The sequence below is a fragment of the Microcoleus sp. LAD1_D3 genome, from assembly GCF_036702135.1.
Lineage (GTDB): Bacteria > Cyanobacteriota > Cyanobacteriia > Cyanobacteriales > Microcoleaceae > Microcoleus.
On record NZ_JAUBSB010000034.1, the window covers coordinates 49,652 to 72,022 of the forward strand.

Consider the following 22,371-nt stretch of genomic DNA (forward strand, 5'->3'; position numbering starts at 1 on the left):
ACAATACATAAATGTTACGTGGGTGGAATGACTAATGACTACTAACTACTGACTACTGACTACTGACTACTGAGGCGGTTTCGGTTCTTGAATTTGCGGAACAGAATGCTGTTTCTTAAATCGATTAAAGCCGTAAACCGCAGCCGCAATTAACAGCAAATAAGGACTGTAAGCCAACAGCCAAATACCCAAACCAAACAAACCGAGCGTCAATTCGCCCACAGAATGAGTCGCTTTCCCCCAAGTTTCCTGTACCCGCAAACCTAGAGAAGGTTCGGGAGTTTGTTGAGCAGATACTGCTGCTTGTAGAGTTAAGCTAATAGTCGAATAGGCTACTTGATTTCGCAAACTTTTTAACTGAGCGTCAATGCGTTCGATCGACTCCCGAATATTGCTCAACTCCTGAGCAGCTTTGAGCACGTCGCCGACAGAGCCCGATCGCTCCATAATTTTTAACACCATTTCCTCGGATTTGCGGAGGTTCCGCAGCCTAGCCTCGCTGTCAACTAATTGATCGGTAACATCCTCAGCCGTCAGAGCACGGTTCTCTACTGTTCCGAGTTTTGCCAAAGTGTCTAAAGTAGTTTCTAACCGTTCTTGAGGCACGCGAATCTCCACAGACGCGGTTTGGCGGACACTCGAATCCGGCGGCTTTTGATTTTGGAAACCCAAGATATCGCCTTGCTGTTTTTCCACAATATTAGTAACAGATTTAGTGCTGGCGTCAAGAGATTTGACAACTAGACTGAGTTGGGCTTTTTTAATCAGTTGGGGACGGGTTGCTGGAGTTTCTGCTGCTTTTTTTGATGCACCAGGAGTTTTTGACCTTTGGGCTGCTGGCTCGGGTGCTGGTGCCGATTGTGGAGCCGATGCGGCCACTTGGTTTTCACGGCTGCTGGGTGAATCTGCGCCGCTTGGAGCGCTGCTGGTCAGTTGAGATCCTCCGCAGCTAGGCAAAGCAATGGCTGAAGATAAAGTTAAGAATACTGCCACAGCAAAACGAGTTGTGCTGTTGTTGGCTGGGTTTGGGTTTGGCTTGGGCGGGGGGGAATTGATTTTGAGGTGAGTTTTCATTGGGGTGACTCCTCTAAAAAAAAGCTTGGGTATTGAATTTTATGCTGGTTTCAATTTAAGCTTCAATAGATAGTGTTAGTTTAGCCGATACCGAAATGGAAACGGTAGAGGTTGCAGATTTTTTTATTTTTAACCGCAGATGAACGCAGATAAACGCGGATGTAATAATGACTGATGAATTTGATTCTGATTTTATGCGATCGACAACGAATATTGATCGCCCTGGCAACATTTCCTCTGGGTTAGACTCTGCCGCAGTTTTGCGAGAACAAGCTTGCCTTAAAATTCGCGAAAGCTTGCGTGCGGGCCAGCAGGACATGGCGGATTGGCAAGGCTGCCCCCTTGCTGTTTCGGCGGTTCCAGGGGCCGGGAAGTCTACGGGAATGGCTGCTGCGTCGGCAATTGCGATCGCCCGCAACCAGCTTCACAACCGCCGCCAGTTAATTGTCGTGACATTTACGCGATCGGCTGCTGCTAATATTAAAGCTAAAATTCGGGAAAGATTGGCAGAATTGTCTTTATCTCAAGGTGGTTTTGCCGTGCACACTTTGCACGGTTTAGCTTTGAATATTGCGATGCGCCATCCCGATTTGTCGGGTTTAAATTTAGAAAATTCAACTTTAGTGACTCCAACTCAAAGTCACCGATTAATTCGTACCTGTGTAGAACTTTGGATTGCTGAAAATCCCCGCAGATATCAAGTTTTGTTGGAAGGACAGCAATTCGACGGAGAGGAAACGGAGAGGCTGCGGCGACAATCGGTTTTGCGGACGGAAATTTTGCCACAGGTAGCTAAAACTGTGATTCACGAGGCGAAATCTTCGGGTTTATTTCCCGAACAGTTGTTAGAAATGAACGCTCTTGATACTGGGGACGGTTATGAGATTTTAGCTGTAGCTGGGGGTTTATATCAAAAATATCAGGCTTTGTTGAGGAGTCGGGAATTCATCGATTATGACGAGATGATTTTAGCCGCTTTGCGGGTCTTGGAAAATCCGAGGGCGAGGGCGATCGAGCAAAAGCAAGTATTTGCCGTTTTCGAGGACGAAGCGCAGGATTCGACACCTTTGCAGACTCGGCTTTTGGAAACATTGGCGATCGATCCCGATCATCCTAACTCACCTCCCAATTTTATCAGAGTTGGCGATCCAAATCAAGCGATTAATTCTACCTTCACTCCCGCCGACCCGATTTATTTTAACCAATTTTGCGATCGGTGTGAAGTAGAAAATAAGTTAGCGACCATGGACGGCGCAGGCCGTAGCACCCAGGTAATTATCGATGCAGCTAACTTTATGTTGCAATGGGTAAATAGCTCAAAATTAGCGGGAACCGAACAGCCTTTTCGCGACCAAACTATTAAGCCTGTACCCAGCGATGACCCGCAGCAAAATGCAAATCCTGCCCCTATTGGTCGAGGCTTAGAATTGCATACTCCCCGCGATATTTACCATACAATTGAGTTAATTGGCAAACGGGTAATTGAGTTAGTAGAGGAATTTTTACCGACTGATTTTGAATTTGGCAGGGATGGCAAAGATATCGATTTAGGGGGAGAAGCAAGCGAGGGGGAAAATAGTGCAAAATTGCCGTTAGAAAATCTGAAATCGATGGCTATTTTGGTGCGGGAAAACAAACAAGGTAAGTTTATCAAAGAAGTGCTGGAAAATCCTCAAAAACACGGATTAAGCTTTGATTTGCGGAAATACGGGATTAAAATTGAGGATGTGGGAGAGCGGGACAGACATTCTCAAGTACCTTGGGAAATCTTAACACTGCTGCAATTCCTCGATCGCCCGCACTCTCCAGACTATCTGAAAGCAGCCTTAAAAATTTTGAGCGATCGGCAACTGATCCCCAAACAAGACTACAATGCTTTTGCGACTAGCCCCGAGCAATTTCTTTACCCTGGCCCGCTAGACCCGCAGCAGTCAGACCCGGTTCGCAAATGTCGCTATTTTTGCTGCGGTTTGCTGCAAGCTAGCTTAGAACTGCCACCATACCAAATCATTTCATTCTTAGCCTTAGCGCTGCAATACGACCAAACAGAATTAGCCACGGCCGACAAATTAGCAGAACGGGTAGCAATCCAAACAGCCGGCAACAATTCTATGCGTAATATTTTGGACGTACTGAGCGAAATTGTCAGTTCCGAAAGATTTGAACCTGTGGATGCAGACGACAAAATAGAAGAACGCTATACCAGCAAAGGTCAACTAACAATTATTACCATGCACAAAGCCAAAGGATTGGATTGGGATTGCGTATTTTTGCCGTTTCTGCACGAACAAACCATCCCCGGAAATTTGCGAGTTTTGCCGCAAACCCGATTTTTAGGAGATTTCACTTTAGCAGAGGTAGCAAGAGCACAAATTCGAGCAAGTTTGCACGAAAAATATCCTTTACCAAATTTAGGCGAAGCTTGGGAACAAGCAGGTTATTTGAAAACAGCAGAAGAGTTTCGACTGCTGTATGTAGCCATGACTAGAGCAAAAAGCTTGCTGTGGATGGCGGCGGAGAAGAAAGGGCCTTTTACTTGGAACAAACCAGAGAATTTGCAGGAGCAAAAACCTTGTCCGGTAATGCCTGTTTTGAAGCAGAGATTTCCGAGTAATGCCATATAAAAGAAGTAATAAGTAGCTCGTTCCCCGGCTCTACTCATGGGTTAAAACTTAACCTGAAGTTTCCCGATTTTAGGAATTTCTAGCTTCTCTCCCAGCCTTGGTATATAATGCTTTCAGAACCTGCGACTCGTTTAACCTAAATGGCTAGAAATATCCAGGGACGGTTAGCCTAACCCTCTGGTTAGTACAACTAAATACACATCCTTGTGCAGGATTCACAAGGGGAGCATCTCACTTTTGATGCGCCCTATTGAGGGTAATATGAATTTCCTATATTTCCCTAAACTCTTGCTTCATCTAATACGCAATTCTCAAGCATTCTGATTGTTTCAAGGTGGCTGCTAACCTGTAAAGTTGCTCAGAATTCAGGTTGCTTTGATTACTCAACAATAAATATTTGCTGCCTCTATATGTAATTCCTACTGCTAGACTATCTCTCGTTGCCGCCCTGTGATCAAAATGGTGTTTCTGCCTTTAGGTATAGCGTTTCTCCCAACTGCGGATGCTCAAACGAAAGTTCCCGCGCGTGCAAGTGTAGCCGATTTGCAGCAGCCCGACATCCGTAAAGTCGATCGCCCAAAATCGGTATCCCCAACCCTCGAACATCCGCTGCATGAACCCTCAATTGATGCGTGCGTCCCGTCAGCGGCAAAAACTCGACGCGATCGCAATTTCCCTCTTTCGCCATTACCTGAAAGCGAGTAACACTGGGTTTTCCGCACTCCCAATTGACGTGCTGGTAAGGGCGATTTTCTGGATCGCCCCAAAGTGGGAGATCGATCGTCCCCGCATCAATTTTTACAGTACCCGAAAGCACCGCTTCATAAACTTTGTGAACCTGCTTTTTTGCAAATTGCTGCCTGAGTTGACTGCTAGTTTCTTTGTCCCGCGCCAATACCAAAATCCCAGATGTTTCCAAATCCAAACGATGCACAACTGTCAAATTTAAACTATCCGGTAACAAGTTACGCAAACGACTGAAAACACTATCTTGATTTTCAAAATAACGACCCGGAACTGACAGCAAACCCGAAGGTTTATTAACCGCAATCAACCATTTGTCTTCATAAATAATCGGTAGCATTTGCGTAACGGGCAAGATGCCCGTTCCACAAGAAAAATTATTGCTTGTGGGCAGTAGGGGTTGGGCTTCTAGCCCGCCCGTAAAACCCTCATCCATCTTAGAAACAATCGGATTTTGAGCCAATCCTGACAGCAAAAAACCCATCAACGGCTGACACCGATCGCCACAAGCACCATAAAATTCTCCCTGTATCTTATCCCCCGATGGCGGCCCCCACCAAAACTCAGCCATTGCCAGCGGTTTCAGATTGTTTACTGCCGCACAGTGGAGCAATTTTGGGGCGCAGCAGTCGCCGGTACCAGTGGGAATAGAATTAGTTGGCATCAATGAGGAGAGCGATCGCGATTTTCCCAAAAAATTCACCAGAGAGTAAGCCGCGTGCATTTGCGTTTGAAGTTCGCGGGAAAGTTCTTTTCGCTGCTGTTTCAGCGCCCGCATCCGCAGATCCGCAGCTTCAATTAATTGTTTTAGCGGCTGCAATGTTTCATCCCGCTGCCGTTTCAATTGTCTGCGTTCAATTTTCTCCAAACGACTTTCTTGATTCAGTTGTTCCAGGGCAATTTCTAGTGTTTCTGCTGCGAGAGTTTGACACAGTAACTGGCGTTTTTCATCTCGCTGCTGCTTGCAATTGCGGTGCCGATCGCTCAAAACTTGCATTTGCACTTCAAACTCCCGAAATAAGGCTTCATACTCTTGTCGCTGCGGGAGTTGATTGAGTGCAATAAGTTCCTGTTTCATCGCCTCCAATTGAGTTAACGTGCGGGCTTCATCAAAAGCAACTCGATCTCGTCCCGGAATCGGTAGCACCCAGCCTTCAACAATGCTGCAACCGTTCAGCAGCCCGGAAAATGCTTTGAGTATCCCCTGTTCCCCCGAAGGCATCTCCACCAGTAATATGCCGTACATCTTGCCCTCGCGATCGTAGGAATCGTCAGCCGCCAGGTACTGCATCAAACCCCGCGCGAGATCCTCGGACATTCGAGTGCGCGGCAGTCTCAGCAGCTCGCCACTTTGAGGACAACGGCCTTCGTACCAATAATTCGGGTGCGAGTCGATCGACTCCCAATGACAGTCAGTGAAATCTAAAAGCGCGTGCAACTTTAGCATCTTAAATTTGGTTTGAAACCTGAATTAGGACATATCTGCTTGTGTCTTGACGGTATTTTACAGCGGTGTACCGAAAGCGGGAACGGGGCATAATTTTATACCTACTCGAATTAAGTAAAAATGATTTGTCGCACCAAGCCTGATATGCTAAATTTGTTTCAAAACAGCAGCGAGATTAAGAAAAGCATAAGTTAATATATAAGACCGCAAGCTTGTTATCCCACTAATTTTTTTATGTGCAAGGCGTATGCCAGACCTCTCGACTTCGGCTACAGAAAACTCCTCAAACCCCCAACCATCACTGCTGCCGCCGATTTTAAGAATTTTTGCAGCATTTCCAGATTACGATCGGGGCAATAGATTGTACGCCGCAGGAAGGTACGAAGCGGCAGTCATTTGCTACGGAAAAGCGGTTCAAATTAAGCCGGACTGGGCCCGGGCGTGGCTGAATCTGGGCAAAGCTTACAAGCAACTGCACTCCTACGCAGAAACCGTAGCCTGCGCCGATCGAGCTACAGCAATTAATCCCGAAGAATACTGGGCTTGGATGCTGCGCGGGACAGGGCTGTTAAGTTTGCAAAATCACTCAGAAGCGATCGCGGCTTTCGACACCGCAATTCAAATCAATTCAGAAAAGCACGAAGCTTGGTATCAGCGAGGCCGAGTTTTAGAGGAATTGCAGCAGTGGGATGCAGCCGCAACCTGTTACAAAAAAGCAACCCAACTTCATCCGAATTTGCCCGCCATGTGGTATAGACAAGGCAACGTGTTGGTTCAAGCGGAGCGCTATCCTGAAGCCGTGGCGGCTTTCGAGCGCGCCCTGAAACTCGTCCCGATGAATTGGGAAGCTTGGCTGAACCGAGGTTTGGCTTTGATGAAAGCGGAACGCTACGCTGAAGCTGTAACTTCTTACGATCGCGCCATTCAACTGCAACCACAAAATAGTCTGGCTTGGTTCAATCGAGGCATTGCTTCAGCAAAATTGCACAAATATGCAGAAGCCGTGACAGCTTACGATCGCGTACTGCAAATGCAGCCCAACGACTGCGAAGCTTGGTTTTATAAAGGAATGGCCCTCAAACACCAGTGGGCGGATGCGGCAATTGCTTGTTTCGATCGGGCAATTCAAATTAATTCTTTTTATCCCGAAGCATGGATCGGGCGCGGTCAAACACTGTCAGAAGCGAGAGATTTTGAAGGGGCGATCGCTGCTTTTGACCAAGCCGTTCAAATTAATCCGAATTTTCCCGAAGCTTGGCTGGGTAGAGGCATCGCCCTGGCAGGATTGGAACGCTACAAAGAGGCAATTATCGCTTACAGCAATGCCCTACAAATTGAAGGTAATTTTCTAGAAGCTTGGAACTTGCGAGGCGAAGCTCTGGAAAAATTACAGCAATACGAAGAAGCGATCGCCTGTTTTGATAAAGTAATCTCTCTGACTTCCGAAGCAGAAATTACATCAAAAGTAGGGTTGCAGCAAGGCGCAGCGCTGGAAAAATTGCAGCGTTACGAAGAAGCAGTCGCAGCTTACAACCGCGTACTAAAAATCGTGCCCGACAATTTTGAAGCTTGGTTGAAACGCGGCAACGCTTTGTCAAAATTGCAGCAGTACGAACAAGCTCTAGCATCATACGATCGAGCAATTACTGTCTGGCCCGACAACTATCAAGGCTGGGTACAGCGAGGTCTGATCCTAGGGGAAATGCAGAACTATTCCCAAGCACTCGTCGCTTTTGACCAAGTGATTCAACTCAAGCCAGACAACTGGGAAGCTTGGGCACAGCGGGGCGACGTTTTGCAAAAATTGCAGCGAACTCAAGATGCCATTAGCTCTTACGGAGTCGCCCTCGAAATCAAACCCGATTACTACGAAGCTCTAGTCAGTCGAGAAGAATTGAGACTCAAGGGCGCGATGTCAGGCAAGTGGTAAGGGGAAATTGACGAATAGTTTTGAGTTTTGAAATTGCTTTGTTCCTCGTAATACCGCGCTGGGGTGAAGTTTGAACTATTTAACTTAAAACTAAAAACTTTCCGTCTTCTCTCTCCCTCTGCGTTCTCTGCGCCCTCTGCGGTTCATAAAAAAATCTAATTCCCACAACCCAAAAGAGCCGGAGACAACCTCTCCTCTAGCCTTGGTGGGTTATCTAAAGAAATAACTCTCCCCTCATCCTAGATTTGCTTAGGAATAATACAAAAGCGCTTACCCTAGCCACGATGGGTTCATGGCGGTACTATCAAATTGGTTAGTAGTTTTATACAGTTCGTATTGTCCTTTTGCCGCCGCCTCGCGAGTGCGATTCAGCATTGCAGCAACTTGTGCTTGATCCATCGGCTTAAACGTGCGAGCGGCCTCAAACGCTTGATCAAGGAGTTGCATACTATCAATGCCAGTAATCACCACTGAAGTAGGCAGATTCATCGCATAGTGAAGACATTCGATCGGGCTTATTGTATTACTTCTAAGGACGTAGGGGTCGCCCATAGATTTCATCCCCAATACACCTATTTGGTTCTTCACCAGCACCGGCAGAACTTGTTGCTCAAAACTTCTAAAATGAGCGTCCATCACGTTCAGGGGCATCTGTACCGCGTCAAAACGGAAATTGTTTTGAGCGGCAATTTCCATCACTCGCAGGTGAACCAAAGGGTCTTTGTGCCCTGTAAACCCGATGTAGCGAATCTTGCCCGCCTTCTGCGCTTCCACTACCGCCTCCATAGCCCCGCCGGGAGCAAAAATGCGATCGGGGTCTTCCATCCGAATAAGTTCGTGATGCTGCATTAGGTCAATGCGATCCGTCTGCAAGGCCTTCAGTGACTCATCAATCTGCATCATCGCAGCGCCCTTGGTGCGGCCGTCAATTTTGGTCATCAGAAACACCTTTTGCCGGTAGCCATCCTTGAGCGCTGCACCCATCCAGCGGTGGCTGCGTCCGTTGTGATAATCCCAAGAATTGTCCATGAAATTGATGCCACGGTCGATCGCACTGCGAATGAGCTTAATACTTTCTTGCTCCTCTCGAAGCCGTCCGATATGGTGTCCCCCCAAGCCAATGGCAGACACTCGCTCTCCCGTGCGTCCCAGCGTCCTGTAACTCATCTCCCCGCTTTGGGTTTGACCTTGGGCAACTTCATTTTTAACATCTACTTGAGTCACTTCATCTTGAGCTAACACGGGTTTGAAAAACCCTTCTGAAGCTGCCATTCCTGCTGCAACCAAACCCGAAGCAGAGGTTACCTTTAACAACTTGCGTCTGCTGATATTCATAAATGCCTCCTGCAAAAAAACTACTAGGACTCACTCACCGCTTCGCTGCACTAAAGAGTTTTGAGTTGTGAATTTAAGATGTTTCAAAATCCACAGCGCAGTCCGGCTGCAACTTCCCCAACTCCCTACTTTGCCTAATCAATACTAAGGATGAATTTTCTAGTTTTAAGAGCTACTAGACCCGTCAACGAAGGCTTTTAACTCAATAGCATCGTGACTGCAAAACAGGCGCACATCTTTACTATGCTGCACCGATAATGCGTGCAGCCGGCCTTGATTGAGCAACCTAGCCTTGCGATCGACCTCCATCATCCATTGGTAGGCGCGCAAACCGGGTGTGCAGCGTCGGTTAGCGGCATCCATCTCGTCTCGGTAGAAATAGGCATCGCCTGCGTGCAGGAGCCAGCCATCGGGTGTATCAATGGCAATGCCAGCATGACCGCGCGTGTGCCCCACCAACGGGATTAGCAAAATTTCCGGCGGCAACCCGTCGAGGTCGCGGACTGCTTCAAAACCGAACCAAGGTTCGCCACCCGCCGAATAGTATTTCCATCGTTTGACTTCATCCCACTGCCCCGGACGATAGCGCCTTTTTGTGATGAAACCGTGCCGATCCTGTGCCGCATCGATTTCAGCCTGCATGACGTGTACCGTGGCTTCAGGGAAATCCTCTAGACCACCGGCATGATCGAAATCGAGGTGGGTGAGTACAATATGGCGCACATCGCTTGGTGAAAATCCGAGCTGTTCAATTTGATGGATCGCCGTGTACTTGCGATCGAACTGGATGTTATTAAAATGGACGAAAAACGGGCTGAGCCGGGAGTAAGGGGACTGGATATCCCGGAGTCCGAAGCCGGTATCAATCAGAACCAGTCCCTGATTCGTTTCAACGAGCAGACAGTGGCAGACGAGGTGAGCCGTCAAACCACGACTGAAGCCATCGAAAAGCGCCCCACCAATGGGACACATACAGCCACAATTGAGATGATGAATTTGCATAAATATTCTGTATTACATTACTTAGGCTATAACCATTTATTCCTCAGTTCGCATTTAATGCCTATGCTGCATAATGGCATCGATGAACGCCTGATAAAACTGTGCTAAATCGCCAATACTGAAAGAAGTAAACACGCTTTTATCGGCTGCAATCTTGCCATTATCTGCGATATTTACTTTCTTTAAATCTGCACATAAGAATAGTAAGACGGGCGGAAATTATTGGTTAGCAGATCCCGGTTTAGTAAGTTGACTGTGCAGTTCGGCAGTGACGGTATCAGGCAAAACTTTGCTCGCGTTGGCGAGAATCTTTGTTTTGAGTGAACCTGCAATGATGTTGTCCTGACCGGCCATCAAGGCTTCAAATCCCTGCTTGGCAACCTCGGCTGGATCATCTTTCTTGTCTGCGCCCGCCTTCGTGTCATCCATTCCCGCCCGGTGGAAGAAGTTAGTATCGGTTGGGCCGGGCATCAGCGAGGTGACAGTTACACCTGTATCTTTTAACTCATTGCGGAGTCCCTCCGAAAACGAGTGGATGAAGGCTTTGGATGCTGCATAGACTGCCTCGAATGGCCCCGGCATTAGGGCGGCAATCGACGAAGTGAATAGAATCCGTCCCTGGCCGCGATCGACCATATCCTTAACTACCCGTTTAGCCAAATGCACAGAGGAGACAACGTTGAGGTTAATCAGATTTAGTTCGTCCTTCAAGTCTGTCTCGCGGGCAAAGTCGCCCCCGACGCCGACACCGGCATTAATTGCGATCGCATCCACTGGCCGATTAGTCGCTTTTATCTGGTTGTAGAGCGTCTCAACACCGTCGTAGGTAGCGAGGTCTGCCTGCACTGTCTCGACTTTGGCACCGAGTCCCTCACAGGCTTGAGCCGCTTCTTTGATGCTCGATCCGGTGGCGGTGACTAGGAGATCGAAGCCGTTTTGAGCGAACTGTTTGGCGAGTTCATAGCCGATACCGTTAGAGGCACCCGTCACGACAGCCAAGGGGCGGGTCAATGAACTGTTTATAACCATCTAAAATCCTCTGTAATTGCTCCACGCTCTTTTGTCTAGGCTTGCTTCTGTCTCTACCAGACAATCTTTGTGTACTGTGTGCTTTCAACTTTTACAATGCTAGGGAGGCATGAGTGCGATCGCATCTTTCCAAGGACATAAGCTGTTAGGCATTTAAATACGGTATAATCGAAAACAAATTTCATGTAATTAGTGTAAAAATGACAGCCTAGAATCATCTTAGAGAAAGAGCAAATAGAGAAACTACACAAAACCTTAAAAAATGAATAAAAGGGAAATATTATAGAAATAATTATGATTATATAGCAATCCTTGCAGGAGTAGTACAATTTTTACCCCACCCCAACCCTCCCCGAACTCGCTCTGAGTCCGTAAGAAATTCACAAATGATGCGAGGATTGCTATATATGTATAAAAGGCGCGTAGATATGGCTAATAACTCTTTTGATAATTATTGGGAAACCTTCATTTTCTGGCGCTAAATCGGATGGCATGAGAGACGGGAGATGGAAGAGGGAAGATTGACTCGGAAGATTAATCCTGGGCTAAAAACATTTATATCTGGTGGAAGGGGGAAGATGCTTGCCCAGGGAGAATAGTGCCGAAGGTCATTTATAACTGAATCTCAGGCACTGTTCTCAATCAGACCCAATCAACCTGGTAACAGCGACGAAAAATCTCAGATATCAGGTCGATCGCGCTGCAAGAAACCCAGCGGATGACGCCAAGAGTGTAAGATGTCAGTTATCAGGAATACTTTCTGTTGGCGATTGCCCCAGGGCACCCAAAATTGAAAATTATGACAGCCAATTGCTGATTCTGCTGGCTTCATGTTATAGTGGTTTTCCAAGAATTAAATTCGGTGGCGTAGTTTGTTGGTGTTTATTTACAAGCGTCTCTCCGAATCTAAGTCTCTGCACCCTAATGATTCTGGAGATTTTATGTCGATTTACGTGGGTAATCTTTCATATGAGGTAACATCAGACGACCTCAACGAAGTATTTGCCGAGTACGGTACTGTAAGCCGCGTCCAAGTGCCAATGGACCGGGAAACAGGCAGGATGCGAGGTTTTGCTTTTGTGGAAATGGCAAGCGAGGCAGAAGAAGCAGCAGCCATCGCAGCTCTAGACGGTGCTGAGTGGATGGGCCGTGACTTGAAAGTCAACAAAGCCAAACCTCGCGAAGACAACAAACGCCCCTCGGGCGGTGGCGGCGGCTGGGGCGACAAAGATCGCTCTTCACGCGGACGCTACTAAGCTTTGAGACTGAAAATTTGAGTTGTGGTAGTTGACGGCAGGTGCGAATGCTGCTTTTTTTTCGGGTTGTTCGATCGACCCATCAAATAAAACTCCCAAACCTCTAAATCAGTTTTGCCCCCTCCTTCGAGGGGGCTTTGTTTTTGGCGAAAAATCCCGCCCGGTACGTCTGCGGTGCATTTCCCCGTCTACTTCGTGATTCGGTATCCTCTTAACTGCTTTTTTTAAGAGGCTGTCGGGATTTCTCGGCTCCGCTCCTGTAAACTATCAAACTAGAATTAAGCACGAAGAAAAGTTAGAATAACGGCAAAACTAAATATTGCCCTGAACAACCAAACTATCTTTACCGAAGATTAGTTGAGAAAACCAGCCGAATATCAGCCAATATCTTGATTTTGCCTGAATAAAGATGTCCAAGGTCTACAGCACGGCGGAACTCATTAAAATCCTCGAAGAAGAGCGCCAAGCCTGCTTGTATGGGCGGCGCCTCAACTTGACTGAAACTCCTGCTACAGGCAACCCCGTGATTGACCGCTTTCTCAAATCTGAGGGCGTACAGAAGTTCACTGCTTATCAAAATTTTAAGGCAGCCGTACACGAATACCAGCGGGAACATCAAGTTTCTGGGATTGTCTGGCGGGAAATTGCGGTTAAAGGCAATACTCTACGCTATCCGGCAGTGGATGACGAATTAATAGCTCTACCGGTTGATTTGATTACGTTGAAGGCAGCTAAGATTGCTATGTTGGAATTCTGGCAGCAGGTAACTGCCGGGATGGATTTGTATTTAAGTGTTAACAGCGGAAAGGATTTTCGATCGATCGAGCCGGTTGATGTAGAGGCTATAGCCCAGCGCACAGAATGGGCTAGTCTCTGGAAGTGGGAAAAGTTGGATTTTCTAGAAATTTTGTTGCAGTTGGGCTGGGGGAAGCCGGAGGAAGCTTATTATAAGAGGGGATGGCCGACCTCGGGCAGTGAGTACATTCACGCCGTAAAACCCGGACAGCGGCCGATTTGTTAATTGGGAATTGGCAATTGGTAACAGGATAAGCTGAATTCAGAACCATCGAAAACACAGAAGAAATTGAGGACACGGCGCCGTGCCGTGTCCTGAGTGTGGGTAATATCTGAAGAACTCATTTATTAACTTCTGACATCTGACAAAGCATCAAGCCAAACCACTGATTTGGATCTGTCCAAACCTGCACAGGCTTTAAACCACGCTGCGAAAGTTCTTTTTTTACAGTATTGAGATTAAACTTGCGCGATATTTCGCTGCGGATAGTTTCTCCCGCTGCAAATTCAACCGTTAAATTGAGAGCGCGCAACTGCACTGTTTGCGCTTTTTTACTTTTTAAGTGCATTTCAATTTGACATTCCTCTTGATTGTAAAAAGCCCAATGCTCAAACTGCGCCAAATCAAAATTTCCCTCATACCTCCGATTTAAATGCCGCAGCATATTCAAGTTAAATGCCGCTGTTACTCCTTGACTGTCATCGTAGGCAGGCTCTAAAATATCCTTAGATTTGTCCAAGTCAATTCCCAGCAAAAAATACTCTCCCGGCTGCAATGCACCGACAATTTGCGAGAAGAACAAATCGCATTCTTGAGCGTTGAGATTACCGAGGGTACTGCCTAGAAAGCAAATCATTCGGGTTGGCAACGGCGACGGTGCAATTTTAGCTAAGGCTAATTCGTAAGTGCTGACAAGTCCGTGAATCTGGAGCGACGGATAATCGGCTAACAGTTGACAAGCGCTGCTTTCTAGGATAGTAGGACTGATGTCGATCGGCAAATAGTGCAGCGGATATTCCCGTTGACTGTAAGCATCGAGGAGAAGCCGAGTTTTGGTGGAACTGCCGCTGCCGAGTTCCACAATTTCGCAGGGGCCCGTTAAATTTGCGATCGCCCCCGCGCACCCCTGCAAAATCGCCGTCTCAGTGCGTGTCAGGTAGTATTCCGGCAACTGGCAAATCAACTCGAACAGGTTTGATCCGCGATCGTCGTAGAAATACTTTGGAGGCAGGGATTTGGGGTTTTGAGTCAACCCGCTAACTGCATCGCTACCAGCATTGATTTCTGCGGGTGTCAGTGCCGCAGCGCTTACCAGTCGCTCTAAGTGCAGCCGGTTTTCCTTCGTTAAGGCTGAGTTGGTTGTGTCGGACAGTCTTGGGGATTTCATAGAGTAATTTTTAGATGCACATATCGGTATAGCACGCAGTTGCGTTGCCAAATATCGCGCTCAAGTCAGATTTTTCATGCCGATCTCGGTTCTGTATTTTCTCACGCGAGGGCGATCGCATCCACAATTAAAACTTAAATTTTATACACAAAATTTATTAAAGAATTAACAAAACTTGTTTTACTTGAGCTTGTTACATAAAAAAAAGTTGGGCATTTCACAAACAAATTTTGTCTCCAATTCCCTCTCCAGCCATTTATCTGATGGTCGTCAAATAAGCTTTCTAATACAAGTATTAAGGAATTTGTTCATCTGAAAAGTCCGATGAATAAATTCCTCACTATGAACAAACTTGATGGTAATTATAATTACCTAGCCAACTACTTAGCGCAGCGAAAACCAGCAATAATTTGCCGCACGCCCGGATAGTACCAATTCCGAAAACTCGATCGCAGTGCCTGCGGAAAAGTCGCCCAACTCCCCCCTTTCAAAACCCGGTGTTCTCCATCAAAATAAACTTGAGAATATCCCCTGTAAGGATAACTTTCAAATCCCGGATAGGCGTCAAAGGTTGAAGCAGTCCACTCCCAAACATTCCCCAACATATCATAGCAGCCGATCGCGCTTGCTCCTTTGGGAAAGGCATCAACTGGTGAGGTATTGGCAATATTATTGCCGTGATTGCACAGGCTGCCGTTTGGCGGTTCTTCTCCCCAAGGATAGATGCGATATGTTTGATTTGTGGCATCCCAACTCGCCGCTTTTTCCCATTCTGCTTCCGATGGCAAACGCTTGCCGATAAAGTTGCAGTAAGCTTCGGCTTCGTACCAACTCACGCCGCAGACTGGATGGTTGTGGAAAGCTGGATTTTCTGACCAGTAAAGCGGTCGAGAGACGGCTTCGCCTTGTAGCCATTTCCAGCCGTCCGCTGACCACCAATCAGGGTTTTGATAGCCACCGGATTCCATGAAATTTCCGTATTGACCGCAAGTGACGGGATAGCGATCGATCGAGTATGCTTCTAAATAACACAGGTGGCGCGATCGCTCATTATCTAAAGCCTCAGCAGCATCGCTTCCCATGTAAAATTCCCCGCCCGGAATTTCAATCGCCGGGGAATCCGTAATTTGTAATTGGTAATCTGCAATTGGTAATCGGGAATTGGAAATTAATCTTCCTTCCTCATTCCCTCTTTTTTCTTCCTTCTTCCTTTGCATTTGCAACACGAAAGCAACAGTTTCGCAGTGCTGGCTTTCGTGCTGAATAATAAACCGCCAGAGACGTTCTTGCTCGTCGATCGGCGCGACTTCCAAATAATCTAACACCTTTTTTCTCACCGCGTCCAGATATAATTCAACTTCAGGTAACGCGGGCAGAAAAACCCGTTGTTTTTTCGGCAAAATATCAGCAGCAAACAGTTTGTGATACTGAGGAAAGACAGGTTCCAAGCCAGCACATCGTTGCAACAGCCACAAATCCTCAGTATAAGCAATGTGACCTAAGTGCCAGCCAACAGGACTGAAATCAGGATGAGCTTGACGGCAAAAAGTATCATAATCGATGTCTGCAAATAGCTTGAAAGTGCCGCGGCGACACTGCTGCAAATCGCGATAAATTGCCTCTCTACAAGATTGGATAGATTTCGATATCACGCTCTACTCCGGTACTGATAATGCTCTGGACTGGGCACTCGTGCCAATTGCCAGCAAATAAAGGTTCAGAAGCAATGAAGACAGAATTCGGGAAATTTAAATCGTCTCGCAGCCAATAGAGGGAAGGAGGGGCTTTTTGGGAAGCAAAGCGAGAGGCAACGAGCTGGTGTCCGTCGCTGATAATTATATTAGCTGAAAATTCTACTTGGTGAAAGTTTGCTAGCTCTGCCAAAATTTTCAGCGAGTTTTGCAAAGCAGCTTCTAGAGTTAGATTGGCTGCTGTCAATTCATTGACAAACAAGCCGAAGATATGCTCTGAATCTGTAGTACCGTTAATTGATTGATAAAGCGTATCGCTGAGTCGATCGCGAATTGGTCTATAAAGAGTTTGCCGAAAATTCTTCACGAAGCCGTTGTGTACGAACAGCAGGCGATCGTTCTGAAACGGCTGACAGTTGCTCAAATCTACAGGTTGTCCTGAAGTTGCACTGCGAACATATCCGATCGCGCATCCAGATTCAACGTATCGACTGATACTCGGAAGGTTAACGTCGCTCCAAATTGGCTGTACATTTTTATAAGTAAACGGGTCAGTATCTAGGTGCGGGTGATACCAACCAATACCAAAACCGTCAGCATTGAGTAGGCCAGAAGTCATTTCGCGGGGATCGTAACTCTGCACAATTAAGGAATGTTCCGGCTTGTACAGAATAGCATCAAGTAAAATCGGCTCCCCGAGGTAGCCAAGCAAACGGCACATAAAATTTTTTCAGCAATTTGATTAGCATTGTAAGTCATTAGCCGAAAAATTGCCCGATCGCCCATCTTCAGCGCTGGAAGGTTTTTTGTAGGTCGCTGCCAGCATCGCAGTACAAACGGTACAGTTAAGGTAGAACCCCTGCAACACAAGGAGACTCTTGAATGTTCCTCGACGAACTCATCCCAATGGCCCAAGAATTGATCCAACAGCCGATCGCCTTCACTGGTGGATTTTTTTCTGGCCTGCTTCGACTCAACCTTCACGAAGATCCCGTTAAAAGCTGGATCGACGAGCAAGCTGGTTCAACCTCCTACACTACTCCCCCAGCCGAACCCACCAACGGTAAAAGCACGGGGCCTCAGTCAATCTCGATCGACTAAGGAAAAGCAGTAACATCCTCCCAACGCCAAACTGATTAAAGTTATCAGAGATTTTGGTTTAAAATCCCGTCCTTTTAGGACGGCTTTTCTTGATTCTGGATATATCGTTTCAGAACTTCCAAGGGCCCGTCGCCAATAGAAGCTACAAAATAATTAGGACTCCCTAGAGCATCCTTCCCATAAGCTTTTGGGTATCCAGCTTGCCCATACCGCCTACTGGATACCCCTTTTAACGCATTTACCATAGCAATGAAAGCCCGCTATGAGTAAAGATTTTACCCCACACACCAACAGCGACTAAGCTGAGCTGCGGTTGTTTGGCTGCATGAGGGTTGTTTGGAATGGTGCGCTGGCGTTCTTTCTGTAAGTTTTCCGAACGAGTGCCATGGTATAACAAACTGTCTGGTATGCTTACTCTACGTCAAAGAAAACAGAAGCTAGGTAATGGTTAAAAGATGTTTCCTCAGTTCCGTTACAGCAATCGCTCAGGCATTTATACATACCATATCGAATTTTTTTTAACTCTCGCACTGGCTAACATAAAGGGAAGAACTTGGGTAAGCAAAAATTTGATAAAAAGACTAATAATTAATCTCCGGAGTTTACTTTCAGCCGTTTTTTCGCTATCAGGCGAGTATGTTTATTTTTCTCAAATAGGCAACCTCAAGCCTGTTTTGTCTAGGGAGTTACCCTCGGATTTTAGCTCTGTAACTGTCATTCAAAACTGTGCTAATATGTATTTTTTGGTTTGATTTTTTAAATAAAAATTGAGATAATTTAGTTAATTAGTCAATCTGATTTTTTTAATTTTGACCGTTATGAATTAGTCAGCAATATGATACCTCATCTTTCTGATCACGGCTATATCTTTGAACTCCGAACTTAATTATAATCCTACCAGTTTTTCTAGTTGGCGTGGGCAGGCTTGGTTTGTGTAATTACAGGTTTTAACCTATAAAATAAAGAGGTTAATCAAAATGAATTCAGCAGGATGACAACCAAAGAGCTACCCTAACTACGTCATCACCCAACATCTATAGCCATTCTCAGGAACAGGATGTAATCAGCAATTAATTACTACTTGTCAAACGTAAAACGTAAAATGTCAACCTGTACCTCGTGTAGGTGAGAAAAATTATACTATACAATATGTATTCATGACTCCCGCGAGGCTCACGGTAGTAAAAGGAAAAAAACTATTATGTTGAGAAACCTGAATTTACAAACCAGACTGATCAGTGCATTTCTGATGATGGGACTTTTAGTATTTTTAGTTGCCTGGGTAGGATGGAGTTCAACTTCTAATCTCAGTCAACACATAGAGACTCTCGGTAAAAATAAATTACCGAGTATTGAAGCATTATTAAAAATTAACGAGGGACAAACCCAAATTGAGTCATCAGAGAGAGCGCTAATTAATTCGGCACTCAGTCAAGCAGAAAGGCAAGAAGCATTAAACAGAATGGACAAGGCTTGGCAGCAGATTAAAGAGGGATTTAAAGCATACGAAGTCCTTCCTCGTACCTCGGATGAAGACGCACTATATAAACAAATGCTGAAGTATTGGGAGGAGTGGCAGCAGGAAGATCAAGAACTCCTGCGAATTAATCAAGAATTTGAGAGAGTGGGAATTTTGAATCCTTTGGGCTTGCAGCTAAACCTAATTAATCAAGGTAAAAGTAATTCGCCAGAAATGGCAAGAGCCAAGACAGCTAGTAACCTTTTGAATAAACTTAGTCAGCAATCCAAGGTGATTCGCCTGAAATTTATAACTTCAGAAAAAGCAACTTTAGCAGTGGTTGCAGCCAACAGAAAGCAAGCCGATGAAGCTTATAAAACGGCATACAATGATAGTAATAAAACTCAAGTAGCTGTATTGTTGGGGATGACTATTGGGCCGCTAACAGCGATTAGTTTAGGCATAGCTTTAAGCATAGCGATCGCCAAACCTTTAGATAAGGCACTGAAAGGTATTATTAATATGATTGTCAGTTCTTCTACCGAGATCGCTGCGACAATTGAGCAACAGGAACGTATTGCTGTACAACAAGCTGCTTCTGTTAATCAAACAACTACCACAATGGATGAATTGGGCGCATCATCGAGGCAATCAGCTATGCAAGCCGAGTCAGCCCTTGAGAATGCCAGTAATGTCTTAAACCTGGCAGCAGAAGGCAGTAAAGTGGTGCATAAAACCCAGGAGGGAATGTTGAGTTTGACGGAAAAAGTCGGAGCTATCGCCGAGCAAGTTTTACATTTGAGCCAGCAAACCAATCAGATTGCTAATATTACCAATTTAGTCAGCGATTTGGCTAATCAAACTAATATGCTGGCAATTAACGCTACAGTGGAAGCAGTACGCAGCGGAGAACAAGGAAAGGGGTTTGGGGTGGTGGCGAGAGAAATTCGCAGACTCGCCGATCAAAGCAAGACATCTTCCGATCAGATTAATGAGTTGGTAAACGATATTAAGAATGCGATTAATAAAACAGTGATGGTAACAGATGAGGGCAAAAAAACTTTAGATAATAGCCTAAAATTGACTGAAGGTACGGCAGATAATTTTAACAAGGTTGCTAATGCTATTAACAGTGTTGTTGTCAGCAGTCAGCAAATTTATCTGAATACCAAACAGCAGGCGATCGCTATTGAGCAAGTGGTAGATGCGATGAATGTTCTGAATAAAGGAGCAACGGAAACCGCCAGCGGTATTACCCAAAGTCGAATTGGCACTCAAACCCTTAACAAAGCGGCTTTAAATCTCACATCTTTAGTTTAAGTGAGAAAAGTAATATCCTAAACTGGGATGAAGGAGATGGGGAGAAAATTTTCCCAATTCCCCATTTCCCATTTCCAATTCCCAATTTGGTCAAAGTATTGAAGGTGAGATATCCCCGTCTATGAAAGGGCTGGGGAGATGTCAAGTATGTTTCCTCAAATGGCTATGTAGATGTGTATAGCAATTTTCAAGCGAGTGAAGTAGAAATTTAGATTTTAGATTAAAGAATTGAATAAGTAGGGAATTGGTAATTAACTGGGAAGTACCTCACGAAAGTTGAGAACTGCTATATCAACGATCGTAGCTGAGAGCAACTTGATATATTATACATTGTTACTCGCTTTGTTTCCGAAGATGCTTGGTGATGCGTCGCCCACCCATCACTGAACTGATATGATTAAAATCAAGTATTGTTTAGGGGTGGGATTCCTCACCGCCCCAAAATTCATCTACTCACTCACTCGAAGGGAGAGTAAGGAGATGAATTTTGATCCAGCTAACTATTGCAGCTAGTACAAAGAGTTTGTCAGTGTGGCAAACCCTTTTAGTCAGATTCGATTGCCCAGTTGTATACTACATAGCACTTGACAGTTAAATTAACAGGTTATTATGTATAGCACAACAAGTTCAGTTCGATCGACATGACTATCTACATTGGAAATCTGTCTTACCGCGCTACCGAAGAAGACGTGAAAGCAGTATTTGCCGAACACGGCACACTCAAGCGAGTTGTCTTGCCTACCGACAGGGAAACTGGTCGGATGCGCGGTTTTGCATTTGTTGAGATGATGGAGGATGCCCAAGAAGACGCTGCAATTGCCGAATTAGACGGTGCAGAGTGGATGGGGCGTCCCTTGCGAGTGAACAAAGCTAAACCCAAAGAAGAGGGAAATCGAGGCGCAGGTATCAAGAGAAACGACGGATATTAGTCCGCGATGCGGCGGTTGACATCCTCTCGGAACCCACCTGATGCGCAAGTGCGCAAGTAGCGCCGAATTGCTACCAGCAGTTGATTTTGGGGATGCAATGTCAAATCTGCTGCACAAAAACATGGATTATTTACAGGAGCCTGTGGTATGGTTTTATTACAAGAATTTGATGCCAAAGAATGGGTGAAAACGCGCAGTTCCCTAGACGGTGAAGCAACATTTCTCACCTGGAACGGTTATATTTACTCTTTTGTTCCCAACGAACCGAAAAAGCGCTTGTTCAAAATACTTGGCATGAGTGCAAGCAGGTGTATTGCTGACGGCGAGGGCGGCTGGAAATTCACCTCGCGAGAACTAACTTACTATCTCGACCCCAACAGCGGAAAAATTCTCCACAAATGGGAGAACCCTTGGACAGGAGAAACCCTAACGGTTGCTCACGTTGCTAACAACCCCGTCCAAGGTAATTTTAAAGGAATTTTCCCGGCTAAAGTAGAGCCGGAAATTACGACTTTTGTCTTTGACATATTTCCCAACTATCCTAATCCTTTAGCTGAGGATGCCAGATTTGTTGATTACAGTCCAAATCCTATCTATCAAGCAGCGGAATTATTTAAGCTGACAGTGCCCACAGCAGAATTATTAAATCCCGAACTTGTCTCAGTTTCTCAAGTAATTCTGAGTTGGGATAGAATCGGGCCGTGGCTGGCATGGATGAAAATGGGAAATCGACCCGGTAACATGATTTACAGTGCCACGGGTTCCAAAGTCAAGAGTTGGACAGAATTACCTCAATTGCTGCAAGATGAAATTAAAACTCGCATTCCTTTGTATAAAGATGCGCCGAAATCGCAATTAGATGTGGAAGATATGACTTCTTGGATTTATTTTCAAGAGAACTTTGATGCTTATCTCGCGGGAGAAAGATTCCCTCTGCCAGCACCGGAAGCATAAGCTCATAATAGATGAATGCCCTCAATCAGTTGGCGATCGCATGGGCCGCCATGCGATCGCCAACTGTCAATGTAGGGTGCGCGCACCAGCACATTACCGCATCATATCAAATCCGGTAGCATCGGAATTAATATTACTTACAGCCAGGACACGGCACTGCCGTGTCCCTACAATTAATCTGGCGTAGGGAAACGGCACGTGCAGTCTCCTCTATATCCCACATTCCGCACCCCCAACTGGCACATAGGCAGATGGAGGGGATAAAAGTGAATCATCCGAGATAATAGTGAGTA

At 45.8% G+C, this 22,371-nt stretch carries 17 protein-coding genes and 1 pseudogene; 9 read left to right on the plus strand and 9 right to left on the minus strand.

What is annotated here, in order from left to right; all coding sequences use genetic code 11:
• Positions 1-66: 66 nt before the first annotated feature.
• Positions 67-1,074, minus strand: a complete 1,008-nt coding sequence (locus QUA74_RS18945) for a DUF4349 domain-containing protein (RefSeq protein ID WP_333332190.1) — start codon at positions 1,072-1,074, stop codon at positions 67-69.
• 167 nt (positions 1,075-1,241) lie between these two features.
• On the opposite strand from QUA74_RS18945, the gene QUA74_RS18950 reads away from it, so the two are divergent.
• The gene (locus QUA74_RS18950; protein WP_333332193.1) at positions 1,242-3,698 is read left to right on the plus strand and encodes an ATP-dependent helicase; all 2,457 of its coding nucleotides are present in this window, start codon (positions 1,242-1,244) and stop codon (positions 3,696-3,698) included.
• Positions 3,699-4,152: 454 nt separating this feature from the next.
• Here QUA74_RS18950 and QUA74_RS18955 read toward each other — a convergent pair whose 3' ends face one another.
• Positions 4,153-5,889, minus strand: a complete 1,737-nt coding sequence (locus QUA74_RS18955) for a pseudouridine synthase (protein WP_333332196.1) — start codon at positions 5,887-5,889, stop codon at positions 4,153-4,155.
• Positions 5,890-6,136: 247 nt separating this feature from the next.
• On the opposite strand from QUA74_RS18955, the gene QUA74_RS18960 reads away from it, so the two are divergent.
• Positions 6,137-7,819: a tetratricopeptide repeat protein gene (locus QUA74_RS18960; RefSeq protein WP_333332199.1), complete on the plus strand. Its 1,683-nt coding sequence runs from the start codon at positions 6,137-6,139 to the stop codon at positions 7,817-7,819.
• Positions 7,820-8,089: 270 nt separating this feature from the next.
• On the opposite strand, the gene QUA74_RS18965 is transcribed toward QUA74_RS18960, so the two are convergent.
• From QUA74_RS18965 to QUA74_RS18975, 3 genes are all read right to left on the minus strand, one after another.
• Positions 8,090-9,154 (minus strand): aldo/keto reductase, encoded by a 1,065-nt coding sequence (locus QUA74_RS18965; RefSeq protein ID WP_333332202.1) that lies wholly within the window; start codon positions 9,152-9,154, stop codon positions 8,090-8,092.
• Positions 9,155-9,319: 165 nt separating this feature from the next.
• Positions 9,320-10,156: an MBL fold metallo-hydrolase gene (locus QUA74_RS18970; RefSeq protein ID WP_333332204.1), complete on the minus strand. Its 837-nt coding sequence runs from the start codon at positions 10,154-10,156 to the stop codon at positions 9,320-9,322.
• Positions 10,157-10,375: 219 nt separating this feature from the next.
• Complete coding sequence (locus tag QUA74_RS18975) at positions 10,376-11,185, minus strand: SDR family NAD(P)-dependent oxidoreductase (protein ID WP_333332207.1); 810 nt, start codon at positions 11,183-11,185, stop codon at positions 10,376-10,378.
• Between the two features lie 941 nt (positions 11,186-12,126).
• On the opposite strand from QUA74_RS18975, the gene QUA74_RS18980 reads away from it, so the two are divergent.
• Both QUA74_RS18980 and QUA74_RS18985 read left to right on the plus strand, forming a co-directional pair.
• Positions 12,127-12,441 (plus strand): RNA-binding protein, encoded by a 315-nt coding sequence (locus tag QUA74_RS18980; protein ID WP_333045160.1) that lies wholly within the window; start codon positions 12,127-12,129, stop codon positions 12,439-12,441.
• A gap of 409 nt (positions 12,442-12,850) precedes the next feature.
• On the plus strand, positions 12,851-13,462 hold the full coding sequence (locus tag QUA74_RS18985) for a hypothetical protein (protein ID WP_333045161.1): 612 nt from the start codon (positions 12,851-12,853) through the stop codon (positions 13,460-13,462).
• Between the two features lie 115 nt (positions 13,463-13,577).
• Here QUA74_RS18985 and egtD read toward each other — a convergent pair whose 3' ends face one another.
• The 3 genes from egtD to egtC all read right to left on the minus strand — a co-directional run bounded on the left by egtD (position 13,578) and on the right by egtC (position 17,036).
• On the minus strand, positions 13,578-14,624 hold the full coding sequence (egtD, locus tag QUA74_RS18990; protein WP_333332210.1) for an L-histidine N(alpha)-methyltransferase: 1,047 nt from the start codon (positions 14,622-14,624) through the stop codon (positions 13,578-13,580).
• 380 nt (positions 14,625-15,004) lie between these two features.
• Positions 15,005-16,276: an ergothioneine biosynthesis protein EgtB gene (gene egtB, locus QUA74_RS18995; protein ID WP_333332212.1), complete on the minus strand. Its 1,272-nt coding sequence runs from the start codon at positions 16,274-16,276 to the stop codon at positions 15,005-15,007.
• Complete coding sequence (gene egtC, locus QUA74_RS19000) at positions 16,248-17,036, minus strand: ergothioneine biosynthesis protein EgtC (protein WP_333332215.1); 789 nt, start codon at positions 17,034-17,036, stop codon at positions 16,248-16,250. Before egtC ends, egtB begins: the two co-directional genes overlap by 29 nt.
• A 161-nt stretch (positions 17,037-17,197) precedes the next feature.
• Between egtC and QUA74_RS19005 the strand changes: the two genes are divergently transcribed.
• Positions 17,198-17,416 (plus strand): hypothetical protein, encoded by a 219-nt coding sequence (locus tag QUA74_RS19005; protein ID WP_333332217.1) that lies wholly within the window; start codon positions 17,198-17,200, stop codon positions 17,414-17,416.
• 74 nt (positions 17,417-17,490) lie between these two features.
• Here QUA74_RS19005 and QUA74_RS19010 read toward each other — a convergent pair.
• Positions 17,491-17,661 (minus strand): annotated as a pseudogene (locus QUA74_RS19010) (transposase); the annotation flags it as partial.
• Between the two features lie 62 nt (positions 17,662-17,723).
• Between QUA74_RS19010 and QUA74_RS29900 the strand changes: the two are divergent.
• The 4 genes from QUA74_RS29900 to QUA74_RS19025 all read left to right on the plus strand — a co-directional run bounded on the left by QUA74_RS29900 (position 17,724) and on the right by QUA74_RS19025 (position 22,078).
• Positions 17,724-17,783 (plus strand): helix-turn-helix domain-containing protein, encoded by a 60-nt coding sequence (locus tag QUA74_RS29900; protein ID WP_445302155.1) that lies wholly within the window; start codon positions 17,724-17,726, stop codon positions 17,781-17,783.
• Between the two features lie 834 nt (positions 17,784-18,617).
• A complete protein-coding gene (locus QUA74_RS19015; RefSeq protein WP_333332220.1) occupies positions 18,618-20,195 on the plus strand; it encodes a methyl-accepting chemotaxis protein in 1,578 nt (525 codons plus the stop codon).
• A 641-nt stretch (positions 20,196-20,836) separates the two neighbouring features.
• Positions 20,837-21,124, plus strand: coding sequence for an RNA-binding protein (locus QUA74_RS19020; protein WP_333332223.1), 288 nt, complete (start codon positions 20,837-20,839; stop codon positions 21,122-21,124).
• Between the two features lie 147 nt (positions 21,125-21,271).
• Positions 21,272-22,078, plus strand: a complete 807-nt coding sequence (locus QUA74_RS19025; RefSeq protein WP_333332226.1) for a DUF1838 domain-containing protein — start codon at positions 21,272-21,274, stop codon at positions 22,076-22,078.
• Positions 22,079-22,371 lie beyond the last annotated feature (293 nt).

What these genes read in the sequence shown, in the direction of transcription:
- QUA74_RS18945 (WP_333332190.1), bottom strand. Translation starts at nt 1,074, where the DNA reads ATGAAAACTCACCTCAAAATCAATTCCCCCCCGCCCAAGCCAAACCCA.
- QUA74_RS18950 (WP_333332193.1), top strand. Translation starts at nt 1,242, where the DNA reads ATGACTGATGAATTTGATTCTGATTTTATGCGATCGACAACGAATATT.
- QUA74_RS18955 (WP_333332196.1), bottom strand. Translation starts at nt 5,889, where the DNA reads ATGCTAAAGTTGCACGCGCTTTTAGATTTCACTGACTGTCATTGGGAG.
- QUA74_RS18960 (WP_333332199.1), top strand. Translation starts at nt 6,137, where the DNA reads ATGCCAGACCTCTCGACTTCGGCTACAGAAAACTCCTCAAACCCCCAA.
- QUA74_RS18965 (WP_333332202.1), bottom strand. Translation starts at nt 9,154, where the DNA reads ATGAATATCAGCAGACGCAAGTTGTTAAAGGTAACCTCTGCTTCGGGT.
- QUA74_RS18970 (WP_333332204.1), bottom strand. Translation starts at nt 10,156, where the DNA reads ATGCAAATTCATCATCTCAATTGTGGCTGTATGTGTCCCATTGGTGGG.
- QUA74_RS18975 (WP_333332207.1), bottom strand. Translation starts at nt 11,185, where the DNA reads ATGGTTATAAACAGTTCATTGACCCGCCCCTTGGCTGTCGTGACGGGT.
- QUA74_RS18980 (WP_333045160.1), top strand. Translation starts at nt 12,127, where the DNA reads ATGTCGATTTACGTGGGTAATCTTTCATATGAGGTAACATCAGACGAC.
- QUA74_RS18985 (WP_333045161.1), top strand. Translation starts at nt 12,851, where the DNA reads ATGTCCAAGGTCTACAGCACGGCGGAACTCATTAAAATCCTCGAAGAA.
- egtD (WP_333332210.1), bottom strand. Translation starts at nt 14,624, where the DNA reads ATGAAATCCCCAAGACTGTCCGACACAACCAACTCAGCCTTAACGAAG.
- egtC (WP_333332215.1), bottom strand. Translation starts at nt 17,036, where the DNA reads ATGTGCCGTTTGCTTGGCTACCTCGGGGAGCCGATTTTACTTGATGCT.
- QUA74_RS19005 (WP_333332217.1), top strand. Translation starts at nt 17,198, where the DNA reads ATGTTCCTCGACGAACTCATCCCAATGGCCCAAGAATTGATCCAACAG.
- QUA74_RS19015 (WP_333332220.1), top strand. Translation starts at nt 18,618, where the DNA reads ATGTTGAGAAACCTGAATTTACAAACCAGACTGATCAGTGCATTTCTG.
- QUA74_RS19020 (WP_333332223.1), top strand. Translation starts at nt 20,837, where the DNA reads ATGACTATCTACATTGGAAATCTGTCTTACCGCGCTACCGAAGAAGAC.
- QUA74_RS19025 (WP_333332226.1), top strand. Translation starts at nt 21,272, where the DNA reads ATGGTTTTATTACAAGAATTTGATGCCAAAGAATGGGTGAAAACGCGC.